General features: G+C 59.3%; 16 protein-coding genes and 2 pseudogenes. 8 read left to right on the top strand and 10 right to left on the bottom strand.

The annotated features are described in order from the left end of the window. Window position 1: 1 nt before the first annotated feature. The 5 genes from cydX to cydD all read right to left on the bottom strand — a co-directional run bounded on the left by cydX (window position 2) and on the right by cydD (window position 6,451). On the bottom strand, window positions 2-130 hold the full coding sequence (cydX, locus tag C8029_RS13500) for a cytochrome bd-I oxidase subunit CydX (protein ID WP_009572914.1): 129 nt from the start codon (window positions 128-130) through the stop codon (window positions 2-4). Between the two features lie 14 nt (window positions 131-144). Continuing rightward, window positions 145-1,308, bottom strand: coding sequence for a cytochrome d ubiquinol oxidase subunit II (gene cydB, locus C8029_RS13495; RefSeq protein WP_152003086.1), 1,164 nt, complete (start codon window positions 1,306-1,308; stop codon window positions 145-147). Window positions 1,309-1,313: 5 nt separating this feature from the next. Next, window positions 1,314-2,927 carry a cytochrome ubiquinol oxidase subunit I gene (locus C8029_RS13490; RefSeq protein ID WP_152003085.1) on the bottom strand — a complete coding sequence of 538 codons (1,614 nt, stop codon included), beginning with the start codon at window positions 2,925-2,927 and terminating at the stop codon, window positions 1,314-1,316. Window positions 2,928-3,119: 192 nt separating this feature from the next. Further along, window positions 3,120-4,751 carry a thiol reductant ABC exporter subunit CydC gene (gene cydC / locus C8029_RS13485; RefSeq protein WP_152003084.1) on the bottom strand — a complete coding sequence of 544 codons (1,632 nt, stop codon included), beginning with the start codon at window positions 4,749-4,751 and terminating at the stop codon, window positions 3,120-3,122. Next, window positions 4,748-6,451: a thiol reductant ABC exporter subunit CydD gene (gene cydD, locus C8029_RS13480; protein WP_100220129.1), complete on the bottom strand. Its 1,704-nt coding sequence runs from the start codon at window positions 6,449-6,451 to the stop codon at window positions 4,748-4,750. Before cydD ends, cydC begins: the two co-directional genes overlap by 4 nt. 215 nt (window positions 6,452-6,666) lie before the next feature. Between cydD and C8029_RS13475 the strand changes: the two genes are divergently transcribed. From C8029_RS13475 to C8029_RS13450, 6 genes and pseudogenes are all read left to right on the top strand, one after another. Further along, complete coding sequence (locus tag C8029_RS13475; protein ID WP_009572919.1) at window positions 6,667-7,476, top strand: arsenate reductase/protein-tyrosine-phosphatase family protein; 810 nt, start codon at window positions 6,667-6,669, stop codon at window positions 7,474-7,476. 11 nt (window positions 7,477-7,487) lie between these two features. Then, on the top strand, window positions 7,488-8,513 hold the full coding sequence (locus C8029_RS13470; protein WP_009572920.1) for an ArsJ-associated glyceraldehyde-3-phosphate dehydrogenase: 1,026 nt from the start codon (window positions 7,488-7,490) through the stop codon (window positions 8,511-8,513). Further along, window positions 8,513-9,765 (top strand): annotated as a pseudogene (gene arsJ / locus C8029_RS13465) (organoarsenical effux MFS transporter ArsJ). Before C8029_RS13470 ends, arsJ begins: the two are co-directional and overlap by 1 nt. A gap of 274 nt (window positions 9,766-10,039) precedes the next feature. Further along, entirely contained in the window at window positions 10,040-10,591 is a 552-nt protein-coding gene (locus C8029_RS13460) for a biotin transporter BioY (protein WP_009572922.1), read from the top strand. 18 nt (window positions 10,592-10,609) lie between these two features. Beyond that, the gene (locus tag C8029_RS13455; RefSeq protein WP_009572923.1) at window positions 10,610-11,275 is read left to right on the top strand and encodes an energy-coupling factor ABC transporter ATP-binding protein; all 666 of its coding nucleotides are present in this window, start codon (window positions 10,610-10,612) and stop codon (window positions 11,273-11,275) included. Further along, window positions 11,269-11,865 carry an energy-coupling factor transporter transmembrane component T family protein gene (locus tag C8029_RS13450; protein WP_009572924.1) on the top strand — a complete coding sequence of 199 codons (597 nt, stop codon included), beginning with the start codon at window positions 11,269-11,271 and terminating at the stop codon, window positions 11,863-11,865. Before C8029_RS13455 ends, C8029_RS13450 begins: the two co-directional genes overlap by 7 nt. Before the next feature lie 3 nt (window positions 11,866-11,868). On the opposite strand, the gene C8029_RS13445 is transcribed toward C8029_RS13450, so the two are convergent. Genes C8029_RS13445 through C8029_RS13430 form a run of 4 tightly spaced genes read right to left on the bottom strand, consistent with a single transcriptional unit; the run spans window position 11,869 to window position 15,255 of the window. Then, window positions 11,869-12,597, bottom strand: a complete 729-nt coding sequence (locus C8029_RS13445) for an SDR family NAD(P)-dependent oxidoreductase (RefSeq protein ID WP_152003083.1) — start codon at window positions 12,595-12,597, stop codon at window positions 11,869-11,871. Then, window positions 12,594-13,157 (bottom strand): DUF3833 family protein, encoded by a 564-nt coding sequence (locus C8029_RS13440; protein WP_152003082.1) that lies wholly within the window; start codon window positions 13,155-13,157, stop codon window positions 12,594-12,596. The genes C8029_RS13445 and C8029_RS13440 overlap by 4 nt, the downstream gene beginning before the upstream one ends. Next, a complete protein-coding gene (locus C8029_RS13435) occupies window positions 13,154-13,945 on the bottom strand; it encodes a DUF1365 domain-containing protein (RefSeq protein ID WP_152003081.1) in 792 nt (263 codons plus the stop codon). The genes C8029_RS13440 and C8029_RS13435 overlap by 4 nt, the downstream gene beginning before the upstream one ends. After that, a complete protein-coding gene (locus C8029_RS13430) occupies window positions 13,942-15,255 on the bottom strand; it encodes an NAD(P)/FAD-dependent oxidoreductase (RefSeq protein WP_152003080.1) in 1,314 nt (437 codons plus the stop codon). Before C8029_RS13430 ends, C8029_RS13435 begins: the two co-directional genes overlap by 4 nt. A gap of 176 nt (window positions 15,256-15,431) precedes the next feature. Here C8029_RS13430 and C8029_RS13425 point away from each other — a divergent pair, with 176 nt between their 5' ends. Together C8029_RS13425 and C8029_RS13420 are read left to right on the top strand one after the other, a co-directional pair. Beyond that, a complete protein-coding gene (locus C8029_RS13425) occupies window positions 15,432-16,130 on the top strand; it encodes a sigma-70 family RNA polymerase sigma factor (protein WP_152003105.1) in 699 nt (232 codons plus the stop codon). Beyond that, window positions 16,127-16,762, top strand: coding sequence for a ChrR family anti-sigma-E factor (locus C8029_RS13420; protein ID WP_152003079.1), 636 nt, complete (start codon window positions 16,127-16,129; stop codon window positions 16,760-16,762). The genes C8029_RS13425 and C8029_RS13420 overlap by 4 nt, the downstream gene beginning before the upstream one ends. Window positions 16,763-16,768: 6 nt before the next feature. Here C8029_RS13420 and C8029_RS13415 read toward each other — a convergent pair. Further along, window positions 16,769-17,526: pseudogene (locus tag C8029_RS13415) on the bottom strand (IclR family transcriptional regulator domain-containing protein). Window positions 17,527-17,556: the final 30 nt, after the last annotated feature.

The raw sequence follows: 17,556 nt of genomic DNA, 5'->3' as shown, positions 1-17,556 counted from the left end.
GTCAGGTGGTCGTGTCTTCGTCGGCCTCACGGATCAGGCGCGCATCTTCGCGCATCTCAAGCCACATCGCGTTGAGCACAGCGAAAAGGGCGGCGAGCGGGAGGCCTAAGAGCCAAGCGAAATACCACATAAGTCTTTCCTTTCTCAGTAGCTTTGCGAGTTTTGGGTGACGTCGTCTTCGGCCACTTTGCCCCAGAGGACTTTGTAAACCCAAGAGGTGTAGGCAAGGATGAGCGGCATAAAGATCACGGCACAGACCAGCATCACGAAAAGGGTGAGATGCGAGGAGGAGCTGTCCCAGACGGTGAGCGAACTGGACGGATCGACGGTGGAGGGCAGAATGAACGGGAACATGGTCAGCCCGACCGAAGAGATGATGCCAAAGATCGCGAGTTTGGACCACAACAGCGTGGACACTTCACGGCCTGCGCGCAGCCCCATCACGGCCAAAGCGATGCCGACAAAGCCCATGATCGGTGCCACGGCGATCCAGGGCCGGATCGCATAGGCGTCCATCCAACTCCCGCCACGGACGACTTCGGAGAACAGCGGGTTGGACGGCCCGTCTTTGACCACTTCACCCACGATTTGATAGCCCTCGATGCCGAAAGCCAACCAAAGCCCCGCGAGTGCATAGGACAGGGCGGCGACGATCCCGGCAATGGACCCGATGCGACGGGCCCGGTCGGCAATCACGCCTTCGGTTTTAAGGCCAAGCCACGCAGAGCCATGCATCAACAACATGGACAGCGAAACAACACCGGCCAAGAGCGCATAGGGGTTCAAAAGGCCCAAGAGCTTCATGATCGAATTGCCCTCATACATCGGCATCAACATGTCGGGGGTGAGGTAGAACGGTACACCTTGCAACACGTTGCCGACCGCCACACCAAAGATCAGCGCAGGCACGGCACCGCCAACAAACAACGCCCAATCCCATGTGGTCCGCCATGCGGCACCTTCACGTTTGGAGCGGTATTTAAAGCCAACGGGCCGCAGGATCAGCGCCGCCAGCACCAGGAACATCGCAAGATAAAAGCCCGAGAATGAGACCGCATAAAGCGGCGGCCATGCGGCAAAAATCGCCCCACCACCCAAGATGAACCACACTTGGTTGCCTTCCCAAATCGGGCCGATGGTGTTGATGATCACCCGGCGTTCGGTGTCGGATTTGCCAACGAAGGGCAGCAATGCACCCACGCCCAAATCAAACCCATCGGTCAGGGCAAAGCCGATCAAAAGCACACCCAAAAGCGCCCACCAGATCACGCGGAGGATGTCGAAAGAGATCAAGTCGTGAAGGATCATATCATTTACTCCGCAGGGGTTTCAGCAAAGGGGCCTTGGCCATCATGGGTGCGCAAACGGTGCGAATGGCGTTCCATCCATTTGTCTGTTTCTTCAACATCCATGTAGGGGCCTTTTTTGATGTATTTGAGCATCAAACCCATTTCGACGATGAAGAGCGCCGTATAGAAGACCACAAAGCCCGTCAGCGTGATCAAAAGATCGGTGATCGACAGGTTCGAGGCCGACAGCGCGGTGGGCAGAATGCCGTCCACTGTCCAGGGTTGGCGACCGAATTCGGCGACAAACCAACCAAGCTCGGCGGCAATCCACGGGGTCGGGATGATGATCACGCCCAAACGCAGCGCCCAGCGCGGGAATTGCATGCCTTTGAACGAAGCCCGGTAAAAGAAAAATGCCATGACCGCGATGAAGCTAAACCCAAGTCCGACCATGATACGGAAGGCCCAGAAGATCGGCCAAACCCCCGGCACTGTGTCATCGGCGGCCAGTTGGATTTGCGCCTCTGTGGCGTCGCGCGGATCATCGACATAGCGTTTGAGCAAAAGCGCATAGCCCAGATCCTCGGAATGCGCTTCGAACGTGGCGCGCACCTCCGGCGGAGTCGCATCGCGCTCGGAGCGGATCGTCATCAGCGCGTCATAGGCGATGATGCCAGAGCGCACTTTGTCTTTTGATTCAGCGACAAGCTGGTCGATGCCAGGGATTTCCTGGGTCAGTGACCGCGTACCGATGAGCCCCATCACATAGGGGATTTCAATGGCATAATGGGTTTCGCGCGCTTCCTTATCGGGGAAGCCGATCAGGGTGAAAGGCGCCGGAGCATCGTGGGTTTCCCACATCGCCTCAATCGCTGCGAGTTTCATTTTTTGGGTGTGCGAGGCGGAGTACCCGCTCTCGTCTCCCAAAACCACCACGGACAAGGCGGCCGCCAAACCAAAGGCCGAAGCAACAGCAATCGAGCGGCGGGCCAATTCCGTATGGCGGCCCTTCAGGAGATACCACGCCGAGACACCCAGCACGAACACAGAGGCCGTGACATAGCCTGCCGAGACGGTGTGAACGAATTTGGCCTGTGCCACTTCGTTAAACACCACCTCGAAGAAATTGGTCATTTCCATGCGCATCGTGTCGGGATTGAATTCGGCCCCCACCGGGTTTTGCATCCAACCATTGGCAATCAAAATCCACAGCGCCGAGAAATTTGACCCGATGGCGACCAACCACGCGACCACCAAGTGTGCGGTGCGCGACAGCTTGTCCCAGCCAAAGAAAAACAACCCAACGAATGTGGCCTCAAGAAAGAAGGCCATCAGGCCCTCAATCGCCAAAGGCGCGCCGAAAATGTCACCGACATAATGGGAATAATAGGACCAGTTCATCCCGAACTGAAATTCCATCGTGATACCGGTGGCGACGCCAAGGACAAAGTTGATCCCAAACAGCGTGCCCCAGAATTTCGTCATCTGCCGCCAAATCGGGCGGCCCGTCATCACATACACCGTCTCCATAATCGCGACGATGATCGACAGACCAAGCGTCAGCGGCACAAAGAGAAAGTGATACAGGGCTGTCATCGCGAATTGCAGACGCGACAGCTCGACCAATCCAAACTCCATTGTCTCATGCTCCTATTGCGCGAGAAACATATCTCGCAGATATGTATTTAAAACGTAGCATAAATCTCGGCACAGATCGGTACTTTGACTCATGTCAATAAATGCAATATTATAGATATATCTTTTTGTGACCGCGACATGGGCGCGCGCCCACGCCATTGACACTCAATTTCATGTGACATCGGGCCCAATTTAGCCCAGTGTCAAAATCCGATCAGACGCGCCCTGCTCTTCGGCCCGATGCGCCGCCATCAAAACGCCGGTGTCCGGCAAAGCCGCCCGAAGCCCGGCCAAAACCCGCAGGGACGTGGCGTGATCCAGCCCTTCGGTCGGCTCATCCAAAAGCAAAACCAAAGGCTTGCGCAACACCGCCCGCGCCAACACAAGCCGACGCGCTTCGCCACCGGACAGGCCCGCACCACGCGGCCCAAGCTGCATCGACAATCCGCCTTTGGCCCGCACCACATCGTCCAAAGCCACCGCCGCAAGCGCCGCCCAAAGCGCATCATCATCGGCCTCTGGTGCAACAATCCGCAAATTCTCCGCAACACTGCCCCGCAAAAGCGCCGCGCGTTGCCCGACCAAAGTGACAGTGCCGGGTGAACATTGCGTGACGGGATGAACACCAAGACGCACCTGTCCCCCCGAGGGCACAAGCGCCCCTGCTCCAAGCAAAAGCACCGTGGTTTTGCCCACACCCGACGGCCCTTTGAGCGCGACCCATTCGCCGGGGGCAACCGTCAGATCAAAACCGTCAATCACCCGACGCGTGCCCGCATTGCGGGCAAAGCTGACGTCAGAAAAAACCAAATCCGCCGGGCCGTCCGGCTCAGGATGCACGATGGATGCGACCTCCGGGCCAAGCTGCTCCGACACCCGCCGTGCCGCGCCGATCATCCGGCCGATCTCGGCGACGGCGCGGCGCAAAGGCACAAGTGTTTCCATCAGTGCAAGGGCGGCAAAAAATCCAATGGCGGCGCGAGCGGGGGAAATCTCGCCCATTTCGGCCAAATGCCCACCAATCCAGAGCGCAGAGGCGGCGGCCAGCGCACTGACCGCCATAAGGGCCGCGCCAATCTGACGCTCCAAACGATCGGTCTCCGTGGCAGCCCCTTGACGCCGCATTTCTGCGGCGCGGGTGGTCTCAGTCTGTGTGGTCAATTGGCCATAAACCGCCAAATCTTCGCGCCCGTTGATCAGATCGATCAGGCGCGACCGAAAGGCCTGCGCTGCCATTTCCATCCGCTTTGATGGGGTTTGCGCCCGTCGAATCCCCCAGATCATCACGGCCGCGCCGCCAATGGTGAACAGCCCGAAAATCGCCAATCCCACGCGCAGATCAACCAGCCATGCGATCATCGCACAGGCCACGATTTGGGTCACCGCCCCGGCAATCAGCGGCAAAAACAACCGCAAAGGCACGCCATCAAGGGCATCGACATCGGCAACGATCCGGTTGAGTGCTTGTGCGCCGCGCAGACGGATCAGCCAATCATAAGAGCGCGCCGCAACCCGGCTCAAAAGCGCCACCCGCAGCCGGGTCAGCGCCCGCAACGTGGCGTCATGGGTGAGAATGCGTTCGCCGTAGCGCGTGGCGGTGCGGCCAATCGCCAAAAACCGCACCATGGCGGAAGGGCGAAACACGTCAAACACCGCCCCCGCCCCGATCAATCCCGCCGCGGAGGCCGCTGTGATGAACCACCCCGACAGGCCCAGCAAGGCCGCGCCCATCATCAGCACGAGGGCGGACAGTAGCAGGCCCCGCAACAGCGATTTGGTTTCGCCTTGCACCATGAGGGTGAAAATGCGCCACAAAGCGGTCATTGGGCCGCCTCCGCATCAACGGGGCGATCTTCGGGCTGAATATCAACGACCTGATCCATACGCGCGATAAACACCGGATCATGGGTGGCGACAATCAACGTCGCGCCACGGGCGGCCAGTGCCATCAGCCCCTCGGTGATGCGATCTGCGGTGTCGCGGTCGAGATCGGCGGTGGGTTCATCGGCCAGCACCACGTCCGGTTGCGCCGCAAGCGCGCGGGCCAACATCACCCGCCGCGCCTCGCCGCCAGACAAGCCTCCTCCCGTCTCACCCAACGGGGTCAAATCGCCCTTTGGCAGGGTTTTGAGCACGTCCGCAAGCGCCGCCGTGTCGATCAAGTTGGGCGTCAAAGCCGCGCCAAACGTGATGTTGTGGCGCAGGGAGCGGCCCAAAAACATCGGCGCTTGCGGCATCCAGCCAAGACGGGCGCGCCATGCGTCGGCACTCTCGTCGGTGAGCGGCTGTCCCGCCACGGTGATCTCGCCCGAGGCCGGGTGTTCAAGCCCGGCGATCAGACGCAAAAGCGTGGTTTTCCCCGCCCCGGACGGGCCGGACAACGCGATGCGCGCGCCGGGGGCGATTGTGAGATCGGGATAGGTGATCAGGCGCCGGCCACGTTGGGCCGACACGCCTGCGAGGGTGATCTCTGCTGAGCCGGGCAAAGCCTTCGAGGCAGCGCCCTTGCCCAAAAGCGGCGTCGTGTCTGCCTCTTGCCAAGCGGCCAAATCTTTGGCCACAGCCAACCCCGCCGCCTTGTCATGCCACGCCGCAGACAGGTCGCGCAAAGGCTGGAAATAATCCGGCGAGAGCAACAACAGGAACATGCCAGCCCAAGGCGTCACCCCTGCGCCGTAAGTCCCCCACGACAGTTCGCCCAAAAGCGAAAACCCGACCCAGACCGCCACCATCGCAACGCCCAAAGCGGCGAAAAGTTCGAGCACGGTCGAGGACAGGAAGGCCACGCGCAACACGGCCATGGTGCGGGCGCGCAGGTCATTGGCGGCGATTTCAAATTGCGCGATCACCCGCGGGCTGGCGCCCAAAAGACGCATATCCGCCAAGGCTGCCAACCGATCGACCAACAAATCGTTGAGCGTGCCAATCTCGGACATGTGCCGCTCTGAGGCCTCCTTGGCGGCATAGCCCACGAGCGCCATGAACACCGGAATGAGCGGCCCGGCGATCAAAAGCACCACGCCCACCGCCCATGAATGCCAAAACGCCAGCGCGAGGATCACCAAGGGCACGGTTTTGACTCGCGCCTGCGCCGGGGCGTAACGGGTGATATAGGGCAAAAGCGCGTCGAGTTTTTCACAAGCCAACGCGGCCAGCGCGCCGGGACCGCCAAAGGCAGAGGGTCCGACGCTTTGGGCTTCACGGTCCAAAATCTCTTGGCGGGTGTGGGTCACAATCGACTGACCTGCGCGAAACAAGAGACCCTCGGCAAGATATGAGAGCGCAAGGCGCAGCGCGGCGAGGGCCAGAAAGCCCAACGTGCCAACGAGAACGGACACGCCCCCTGCCCCCACCAAAAGCCGAGAGAACACCGAGGCCACCAAAGCCGCTTGCGGCACCCAGAGCAGCGCAGACAGGGCCGTGAGCCTTGAGGCGGTTCTGATCCCCTTGGCCTCGCGCGACAAAAGTACTGCGAGTACCTGTCGCTCGGGCGCGACGGTTTTGTCTTTTTTCGTTTTTGTCATGCGCGCGTGATCCGAGCGGTGTTTTTGATTGTTATCTGCCTTTGCTGACATGCTCAGACAGGCAGCGCAATCTTTGATGCCGTCTAGGGGCCAATCTGCGGCGGGGTGTCTCACCTTTGGGGCGAAACAGGACGACTGTTACAAAATCTTCACTTGGGCTTTGTTATTAATTCTACTATTCGTGAATTATGGAAAAGATAGCATTCGACTCACCCATGGCCCAAACCGCCTTTGCCGCTCTCGGTCACGAAGGCCGACTTGCGGTGTTTCGCCTGTTGATGCGCTTTGCGCCACATCCGGTGCGCCCGTCCGAAATGGCCGCAGCACTGGACCTAAAAGCCAATACCCTGTCCGGTTACCTGTCTGATCTGACGCAGGCCGGGCTGATCCACGCCAAACGCGATGGGCGATCGCTGTATTATCAGGTCGATTTGGCCGCCTGCGAGGGCTTGGTCGGTTATCTGGTCAACGATTGTTGCCGCGGACGTCCCGAAATTTGCCCACAGGAGGCCAGCTTGTCCCACACATCCCCTTACCGCGTATTGTTCCTGTGTTCAGGCAATTCCGCGCGTTCCATCATGGCCGAATCGATCCTGAACACATTGGGCAAAGGCCGATTTGTGGCCTATTCGGCCGGAACCCGCCCCAATGGTGCGGTCCACCCGATGACCCTGGCGCTTTTGGAGCGCAACGGGCATGACATCACGGGTCTGACATCCAAAGACATTGCCACATTCCAAACCGAAGACACCCCTGCGTTTGATTTCGTGTTTACCGTCTGCGACCTGGCCGCAAGCGAAGAGTGCGCCCCATGGATTGGCCAGCCGTTGAGCGCCCATTGGGGATTGCCTGACCCGGTCAAAGTGACAGGCACCGAGGCCGAGAAAGCCCTGGCCTTTGCACAGACCTACAGCCAGCTCTTTCATCGGATCAAAGCCTTTGTCGCGCTGGACGACAACCGCCGGATTGATGGCCTGAGCCGGCTGTCGCTTCAGGCTCAGATCGACCAAATTTCAGAGTCTTAAAGGACCCTCTCATGACCCAGACCTCAGCTCCTAAAATCGCGCTCAATGGCCTTGGCCGGATGGGAAAACTGGCCCTTCGCGACCTGTTTGACCGCGGGCTTGGCGAGAATATCGTGTTGATCAATGACCTCGCCGGGGACACGGAGCAGCACGCGCTTTTGTTGGAGTTCGACTCGGTACATGGTCGCTGGGGCGCACGGATTTCGCATGATGCGGACAGCCTGACCGTGAACGGCACCCAGATGAGGATGACCCATCACGCCCGGATCGAAGACCTGCCTTTGGCCGCACTCGACGTCGATCTGGTGATCGACTGCACCGGGGTGTTCAAAACCGCTGACAAGATTGCGCCCTATTACGCGGCCGGGGTGAAAAAAGTCGTGGTCTCTGCCCCGGTCAAGGACGGCGGCGCGCTTAATCTGGTCTATGGCGTGAACCATCACCTCTACGATCCGGCCACGCATGATCTGGTCACGGCGGCGTCCTGTACCACCAATTGTCTGGCTCCGGTGGTCAAGGTGATCCACGAAAACCTCGGTATCAAACATGGGTCGATCACCACGATCCATGACGTGACCAACACACAGACCATCGTTGATCGTCCCGCCAAAGACATGCGCCGGGCGCGCTCGGCGATGATGAACCTGATCCCGACCACAACCGGCTCGGCCACGGCGATCACATTAATCTATCCCGAACTCAAAGGCCGCTTGAACGGCCATGCGGTGCGGGTGCCTTTGCTCAACGCCTCTTTGACCGACTGCGTCTTTGAGGTCGAACGCGAAACTACAGCCGAAGAGGTCAACGCCCTGTTCAAAGCCGCATCCGAAGGCGAACTTGCAGGCATTTTGGGCTATGAGACCCGCCCGCTGGTGTCTTGCGACTATATCAACGATCCGCGCTCAAGCATTGTTGATGCGCAATCGACCATGGTGATTCACGGCACACAGGTCAAAATCTATGCCTGGTACGACAATGAATGGGGCTATGCCTGCCGCTTGGCCGATGTCGCGCGTTTGGTTGTGGGGACCATGTGATGACCCCGACCACGCCTGCGCACAACCCCTTACGCGCCTATATGGCGGTGACCGCCTCCTATTGGGCGTTCATGCTCTCCGACGGCGCGCTGCGCATGCTGGTTTTGTTGCATTTCAATGGGTTGGGTTTTTCTCCGATCCAATTGGCATGGCTGTTTTTACTCTATGAAGTGGCTGGGATTGTGACCAACCTCACCGCCGGGTGGCTGGCCGCACGGTTTGGTTTGGCGGCCACCTTGTTTGCCGGGCTGGCGATCCAAATCGCGGCACTGATTGCGCTTGCGGGGCTCGATCCGGCATGGTCTGTCTCCGCCTCTGTCGTCTATGTCATGGCCGTTCAGGCGCCTCCGGCGTGGCAAAAGATTTAGCGAAAATGTCGTCGAAATCAGCGGTTAAACTGTTGGCACCCTCACATGATGGCGCGCTGTTTCACTGGGTTGCGGTGCTGACCGGATCGAAAAACGCGATCAAAGGTCTGGGCTTTTTCATCGGCGCGGCCTTGTTGGCTCTGGTCGGGTTCAAACCCGCCGTTTGGGGTATGGCGGCGATCTTGGCGGCGATCCTGATCGCCGTGGTGTTGTTCTTGCCTAAAGGCTTGCCCATTGGCAAAAAAGGTACGAAATTCTCCGCCGTTTTCTCCAAAGACAGACGCATCAACCAACTCTCCTTGGCGCGGATGTTCCTGTTTGGCGCGCGTGATGTGTGGTTTGTCGTCGGTCTGCCGATCTATTTCCATGATGTGCTCTCGGATGGCACACCCGAGGGCGGGCGAGAGGCGTTTTTTATCGTCGGTGGCTTTATGGCCCTGTGGATCATCGCCTATGGCGCGGTGCAAGGCCTTGCTCCGAAACTGCTCAACGCCGCCGCTCATAGCGTCACGCAGACCACGCGATCCGCCATGCATTGGGCTGGATTTTTGACACCGATCCCTTTCGCCCTCGCGGCTTTGGCCCTGCTCGCTGGCGCCCCCACGCTCTGGCTCACGCTCTCTTTGGTCGCCGGGCTTTTGCTCTTTGGCTTTGTCTTCGCGATCAATTCCTCGGTCCATTCCTATCTCATCCTCGCCTTTTCCGGTGCCGAACGCGTCACCATGGATGTCGGATTTTATTATATGGCCAATGCCGGGGGGCGGCTTTTGGGCACGCTTTTGTCGGGCCTCTCCTATCAGGCGGGGGGCTTGCCCCTTTGTCTGGCGACAGCGGGGATCATGGCCGGATTGAGCTTTCTCTCGGTCCGGCGTTTGACCCGTTGATCCGGGCCACACAGCACCCTGCTTTGCAATCTCTCTGCAATCCGGGCAGGTCCATCCGGGGTTTGAATACCCTTTTGCAAACCCGACCTGCTAAAGCGGTTTGGAGTAAAATCCCATAAAATAAGGCTTTACCGCGCCTGCCCCAGCCGGGTAACACTCGGGGCCAAGACCTTTGGCTCTCGAGACCTCCGTTTCGTCCGCCAAGCAAAACAACCTAAAACACGACCAAAAACACGGCCAAAACCAAAAACGCACCTGACAGAGGACCCACCCCATGACCACACGCGACATCGTATTCATCGCCCTGTTCGCCGCCATCACCGCCGTGGCGGGGATCTTTCCGCCGATCACCTTGCCGCTCCTGTCTGTGCCGATCACCGCGCAATCCCTGGGCGTGATGTTGGCTGGCGGCGTTCTAGGTGCAAAACGTGGCGCTTTGTCGATCATCCTGCTCTTGGTTCTGGTCGCGATTGGCCTGCCGCTTTTGTCGGGCGGGCGCGGCGGTCTGGCCGTCTTCCTGGGACCGTCCGCGGGCTTTTTGGCCGGTTGGGTCGTCGCCGCTTTTGTCATCGGCTGGCTGACCGAGCGGTTTTGGGACGGTTTGTCCTTCATCCACGCCGCCCTCATTTGCGCCTTTGGCGGCATCGTTGTGATGTATCTGATCGGTATTCCGTGGATCACCCTCTCCGCAGGCGTGCCCTTGGCCAAGGCGATCGGCGGCTCCATCGCCTTTATTCCCGGCGATCTGGTCAAATGCGTGATTGCGGCGGGTGTCATGATCACTGTGAAACGCAGCTATCCGATCATCGGCGCGCGTGTGGCGTAATCTGGATCAGACACTCAGATGATGCAGTTCGACAGGGTCACTGTTGCCAAAGAGGGTCGCACGATCCTGTCGGAGATCAGCCTTGATTTGCCCGAACACCGTATTGGCGTGATCGGCAACAATGGCTCCGGAAAAAGCACATTTCTACGCCTGTTCAATGGCTTGGAACGCCCGACCTCGGGGCGCGTGCGCTACAAAGGAGAGGACAAAACCGACCTGCGTCAACATGTTGGCTTTGTCTTTCAAAACCCCGACAATCAAATCGTTTTCCCGATGGTGGACGAGGATCTCGCCTTTGGGCTGAAGGCGCGCAAACTGTCGAAACCCGAGATCAAAACGCGGATCGACGCCGTGCTCACCGAACTGTCCCTGACCCATCTGCGTGAACGCCTGACCCATCAATTGTCGGGCGGGGAAAAGCAGATGGTGGCGCTGGCGGGCGTGCTTATCACCCGTCCCGATCTCATCGTGTTTGACGAGCCGACCACACTGTTGGACCTGCGCAACAAGCTACGCTTCATGTCCGTGCTCGACGCTCTGCCGCACCCTGCGGTGGTGGTGTCGCATGATCTCGATTTGCTGGCGGGTTTTGATCGCATCCTCCACATCGAGGACGGCCATATCATCGCTGATGGCGTGCCCGACGTGGTCATCCCGGCCTATATCGCGCGCTCGACATGCTGACCGAACTCTACGTCGTAGGGCAAAGCCCGCTGCACCTCGCGCCTCCGGCGCTGAAACTGGGGCTGTTGTTCGTCTATTGCACCCTGTTGTTTGTGATCCCGCATCCGGGCGTGTTGGCGATTGGCGCGGTTTTGGTCGCGCTTGGCTATGGCCTCTCCGGGCTGAAAGCCTCTCACGCGGTGATGGCCGTGCGCCCGGCATTTTACGTCTTGGTGATCATATTCGCTGTGCAGCTTTGGCTCGAAGGCCCCGGCATGGCCGCCTATATCGTCGCGCGATTTGCCTGTCTTTTAATGGCGGCAAGCCTTGTGACCTTCACCACCAAAGCCAGCGAATTCATCGACGGCATCTTGGCCGCGCTGACCTATGCGCCCGCTTGGGTACCAAAGGCGAAAATCGCACTGGCGATGTCTTTGGTCTGGCGGTTTATCCCGATGGTGCGCGGCATTTTTGACGAGGTGCGCGAGGCACAAAGTGCGCGCGGACTGGGGCGTAACATGACCGCTTTGTTCGTGCCGATTATTGTGCGCACTCTCAAATCCGCCGACGAAATCTCAGAGGCGATCCACGCGCGGTCCTTAGAGGACTGACCCTCAAGCGCCTGTTATTTTCAAGAAAATACGACGTGGAATAAAATGCGCCAATGAGAACAGCCATGAAAAGGGCCGTGGAAAATTGGTTTCGAACCGGCCACTGTCCATCGCCCGCATGACGTGGGCGGCGGCCTCTTTCGGCTCCATCAACATCGGCATGTCAAAGTCATTTTTGTCGGTCAGCCGGGTGCGAATAAAGCCCGGATTGGCGCATTGCACCCGCACACCGCTCTTGTGCAAATCGGCGTATAGCGTCTCGGCCAAATGCATCAGCCCCGCCTTGCTCGCACCATATCCGATGGCCCCCGGAAGGCCGCGATGCCCCGACAGCGAGCCGATCAAAACGATATGACCGGCGTCGCGTTTGGTAAACTCCGGCACGATATGATTGAGCACGGAGACCGCCCCCATCAGGTTGACCGCGAACATGGTGGAGACCGATTTGGCCTGCCACCGTTGCGCCGTCATCGGATCGTAAGTGCCCGCGACATAGATCACGCCATCGACCGCCCCCGCCGCCGTGTAAGCCTGTTCCACAGAGGCCGCATCGGTCACATCCATCACCACGGCGCGGGCGGCGTTGAGACTGGCTGCGACCTCCTTCAACCGATCCTCGGAGCGCGCCGACAGGATCAGCCGCGCGCCTTTCGCGTCCAGTGCCTCGGCCAAAGCCCGGCCCAATCCTTCGCTGCCACCGATGATCCAATAGGTCTTGCCAAGATAGATCATTTTGCCGCCTCAGCGGGCCGCATCGTCGCCACCAGTTCTGCCACTTTGATGCCGAATTTACGCATCTCAGAGCGGTTCACGATCACGCCATTTGGGGCCAGATAGAGCCAATCGGTTACATCCAACACATGCCCACCTGCGTCGTCTTCGAGTTTGATTTTGTAACGCATCGAAAGCGTCGCCCCGGACAATTGCCCGGTGGCGGTGCCGATGATGTCGGGCGCTGTTGCGGTCAGCGCGCCAGTGGCATCAAAGGACAGCGTCCATTCGCGTATCTGCTGACCGCCGCTGGCATAGGTGAATTCCTCGCGCAACGTGCCGTTCAACCCATCCCACGTCCCGCTCATTCGGGCCACGAACCGCGACGCGACCCGGCCATCAAGACCATAGATCACGCCCTCGGACTCAATCAGTCCGTTGAGGTGAACCTGCGGGTCAAACCCCGGCAATGTGTCGGCATAATCCGCAGGCTTTTGCGCGCGAAAATTATTTCCGGGTCGCCAGAGAACCACCACAGCCAGCAACAGGATGACGACGAGCACGATGAGGATGAGTTTCATGATTGGACCTTTTTGGCCGAGGATGTGAGGGGTATTTGGGGCGGGCTCAAACTGTCTTTTGGCGGCTCGGGACGCGGACGATACCGTGCGCCTTTGAATTTGAGCCGGAGCGCTTGGGCGTAGATCAAAATCAACGTGCGCAACGCCCCGAAAGGACGGCGCAGCGTGGCCCGTAGGATCGATCCATTGGTGAGTTTGCGCCGCGCGCCGGTGAGTGTGGCAATCAGCCCCTCTTGGCCATTGTCATGCAGGATACGGATAGCGATGCGGTCAGTGTGAATGGCAAAGCTAAAGCGATAGCCGCCTTTGATCTCCTGGAACGGCGAGACGTGAAACACTTTGTGGGCGGTGATCACGTCCGTGGCGGCGATAGGGGCAAAGTCCGGCAGGTGGCAGAGGTAATTGTGCCGATCACCAAAGGTGTTGTTGACCTCGGCAATCACGGCGACAAGCGCATCTTCGCGACAGGCCAACCAAAAGCTGACCGGGTTGAATGAGAATCCAAGGAACGCGGGCTGCGTCAAAAGGCGTAGACTGTAGCCCTCTGACAAACCAGCGTTTTCCAACGTCTCCCGCGCCCAAACCGCGCCCTGCCCGGCCTCGCGAATGCCACCATGATTGCGGTCATGCACGGCAAACAGGTTAAAGCGATTGCGCGAGAACAGGCGCGGGTGGCGGGGGCTTTCGGGGTCGATCAAGACATAGTCAACGCCATAGCGAAAGCGATGTTTGAGCGCCCCGCGCCGGGCATGAACCGTCTGGCCCGCGATATGTTCGGGGGCGATCATTGTGCCGCAATCGTGGCGGCGGTCGCGGACACAGCAACCTGTGCGGTGAGCGCATCGGCGACACGCACCGCGCTTGCAAACCCGTCCTCATGGAACCCGTTGCCAAGGTAAGCCCCCGCAAACCATGTGCGGTTTTGACCCTGAAGCGCTGCGATCTCGCCTTGGGCGCGCAGGGCCGCGTGATCAAACACCGGATGACGAAATGTCACTTCGTCATAGACCATGGCCGGGTCCGGTGTATGGGCCGGATTGAGGGTGACGAAAAGCGGGTCGTGCTCGGGGATATTTTGTAGCCGGTTCATCCAATAGGTGACGCCGATTTGGGTGCGGCTCTCGTCTGATTTGGCCTGATAGACCCAAGAGGACCAACAGGTTTTGCGCTTTGGCATAAAGGAGGCGTCACGATGCAGCACGACCCGGTTGTCTTGATAACGCAGATCGGCCAGTGCGCCGGTTTCAGGTGCCGAAGGAGTCTCCAGAAGTTTGAGCGCGGTGTCGGAATGGCAGGCAAAAATCACCTGATCAAACCGCTCGGGCGCGCCCCCGGCAGGCGTGATCTCAACCCCCATTTCGTCGCGCCGAACCTTGGCAATCGGCGCGCCTGTGCGCAAATCGGCGCCACGTCCCATAAGATGCGCCTCAAGACGGCGGACATATTCGACCGATCCGCCCGACACCGTCCACCATTGGTGTTGACCTGTTGCGCTGAGCAGCGCGTGATTGCGGAAAAATTGCACCAGAGCGCGAGCCGGAAAGGCACGGATGCCCTCGGGTGAGGTCGACCAGATCGCGCCACAGATTGGCATCAGATAATAGCGTTGAAACCACGCCCCGAGCTTCATATCCTCGACCATCTCGCCAATGGTCATGTGCTCATCTTTGGCGGCGGCTTCGGCGCCGGCGTTAAAACGAAAAATGTCGCGGACCATGCGAATGAAACCGGGACGCAGCAGGTTGCGCTTTTGCCCCACCAAAGCCGCCAAGGATTTCAGCCCATATTCCACCCGCCCGCCATCAATCGTCGCGCCAAAACTCATATCGCTCGGCTCAACCGGCACATCAAGCGCGGCAAACATCTCGGTGAGATGCGGGTAATTGGCGTAGTTGAACACGATAAACCCAGTGTCCACCGGCCTGTCGCCCTTGGCCCCGGCCATCACCGTGCGGGCATGACCGCCCAAACGCGGCTCAGCCTCAAACAGGGTCACATGATGCGTTCCGGCCAGACGGTAGGCGGCTGCGAGGCCTGAAATGCCGCCGCCGATGATGGCGATCCGTTGGACGGGGGCGGGGGATGCGTCAAATGACATATAATATCTCCTTGGTTACAAAGCACTACGCGGCGCGTGCGCTTTTGGATCAAAACGATGATCACAAACCGAACCGAACGGAGAGGTGGTGCGATAAATCGCAAAAAAGGGAGAGCCAAAGTGATCCATCCCTCGACGGGCCGCGTAAACCAGATATGTTGACCCAAGACCATCATATGTTTGCATCCGTGCTGGAGCCCACTGCTTCCTTTGAGGCTGGGGCGTTTGTGGTGCCGATTGAAAAGACGGGCCCGTCCCGCACTCAACGGCGCGCGACCAGCCCACGGAGCACCGCGAAAGGGCCGACCGACGTGACATCCTCCTCGACCGACACCCCATCGGATCAGACCCAATGGATGCTCAAGGTGCGCGATCAGCGCGACAAGGCGGCGTTTTCTGCCCTGTTTGACCATTTCGCCCCGCGCCTCAAAGGCATGGTGATGCGTTCTGGCGCCTCCTCGGCGCAGGCCGAAGATGTGGTGCAAGAGGTAATGTTAAAGGTCTGGCGCAAGGCACATTTGTTTGATCCCGAACGGGCGCAGGTCTCGGCGTGGATTTATCAAATCGCCCGCAACCAACAGACCGATCATTTCCGCAAAAACGCGCGGCCTGTGCCAGAGGCGTTGAAAACCCCGGAGCCGCCCGAACCAGACGTCAGCCACGTCATTGCGCTCGAACAAGAGGTTCAGCACCTCAAACGCGCGATGGCGGCACTCAGCCCGGATCAAAGGCAGATGGTCGAACAGGCCTATATGGGCGAACTGAGCCACAGTGAAATCAGCGAAGCGACCGGATTGCCGCTTGGAACCATCAAATCCCGCATCCGCCTCGCCTTGGAAAAACTCAGACACGACATGAAAGGAGCACGATCATGAGCCATATCACCCATCACGTCTCTGACGATGTTCTTTTGGCCTATGTGTCGGGTCACCTGCCTCAGCCCTATGCGGTGGTGGTCGCCAGCCATCTGTCGCTCTGCGACGACTGTCGCGCACGCTCTGAGGCCCATGCCCATGCAGGTGGTGTGGTGATGGACACGGGTGCCGTGTCTGATGTCTCGGGCATATTAAAATCGCGGCTGTTTGACGAACTCGACGCCGTTTTGGAGGAAGAGCCCGAGTATGAAACCAAAGGCCCCTACCCGGCCCCGGTGATGGCCACACTTGGTGGCTCTGAACCGCGGTGGAAACACATGGGGCTCGGCACGAAACAGGCGATTTTGCAGCATGACAAGGCCGGAAGCGTGCGGCTTTTGTATATCCCCGGCGGCATGGCCGTGCCCGATCATGGCCACAACGGGTTGGAGTTGACCTTGGTGTTGCAAGGCGCGTTTCGCGATGAAACCGGGCGGTACGGCGTGGGCGATCTTGAGACTGCCGATGGCAGTTTGGAGCACACGCCCATTGCAGAGCCGGGAGAGGCCTGTATTTGTCTGGCCGCGACCGACGCAAAATTGCGGTTCTTGTCGCTTGTGCCGCGCCTGTTGCAACCGATCTTTCGGATCTGAGGCGGGTTACAACACCCGCTTCAACCCCGACTGTACCTTCAACAATTTCGGCAAATAGATCGGGATCAGGGCGTCCACGCGGGCCTGTGTGGCGGCCATTCCGGTGTTGAGCGCCGCCACGACTGCACCATGGCTGTTCACCAAGGGCACGGCGATGGAGCGCAGCCCGATCTCGACCTCTTGATCAATCAACGCATAGCCTTGGCTGCGCACCAAATCGACCCGCGCCATGACCTCTTCGGGGTCAGTGACGCTAAATTTCGTGCGCGGCGAAAGGTCAGAGGCCTCGACCACCGCCACTGCTTCGTCGCGCGGCAAAGCGGCCAAAAGCACCCGCCCCATCGAGGTACAATGCGCCGGAAGGCGCGAGCCGGGCATCAACCCGATCGACATCACCCGTTTTTGCGCCGCGCGGGCAAGATAGACGATTTCGGTGCGATCCAAAATCGACACCGAACAGCTTTCGCCAATATTTTCCGTCAGTTGATCCAACCAAGGCTGCACGATTTGCGGCAGCGGCAAGGCGGATATCGCCCCCATCCCAAGTCGCAAAGCGCGGTGGGTCAGCGTAAAGAATTTACCGTCATACTCGGCATAGCCTCCGCATGCAGTGTCAAAAGACAGCGCCGCGCGGTGGCCCGATCCAGCCCGGTTTGTTTCGACACATCGGTGATCGACAGTTTCGGCGTCTCCGCCCCGAAACATTCGAGAACATGCAGGCCCTTGGCCAGAGAAGAGATGGTATCGGATGATTTGTTCGCCATGCGCACGACAATTGTCACAACGCGAACAAA

Source organism: Roseobacter sp. TSBP12 (genome assembly GCF_009129705.1).
GTDB lineage: Bacteria > Pseudomonadota > Alphaproteobacteria > Rhodobacterales > Rhodobacteraceae > Celeribacter > Celeribacter baekdonensis_A.
The sequence above is the reverse complement of the archived record's forward strand: the minus strand, read 5'-3'. Positions and strand labels throughout refer to the sequence as shown.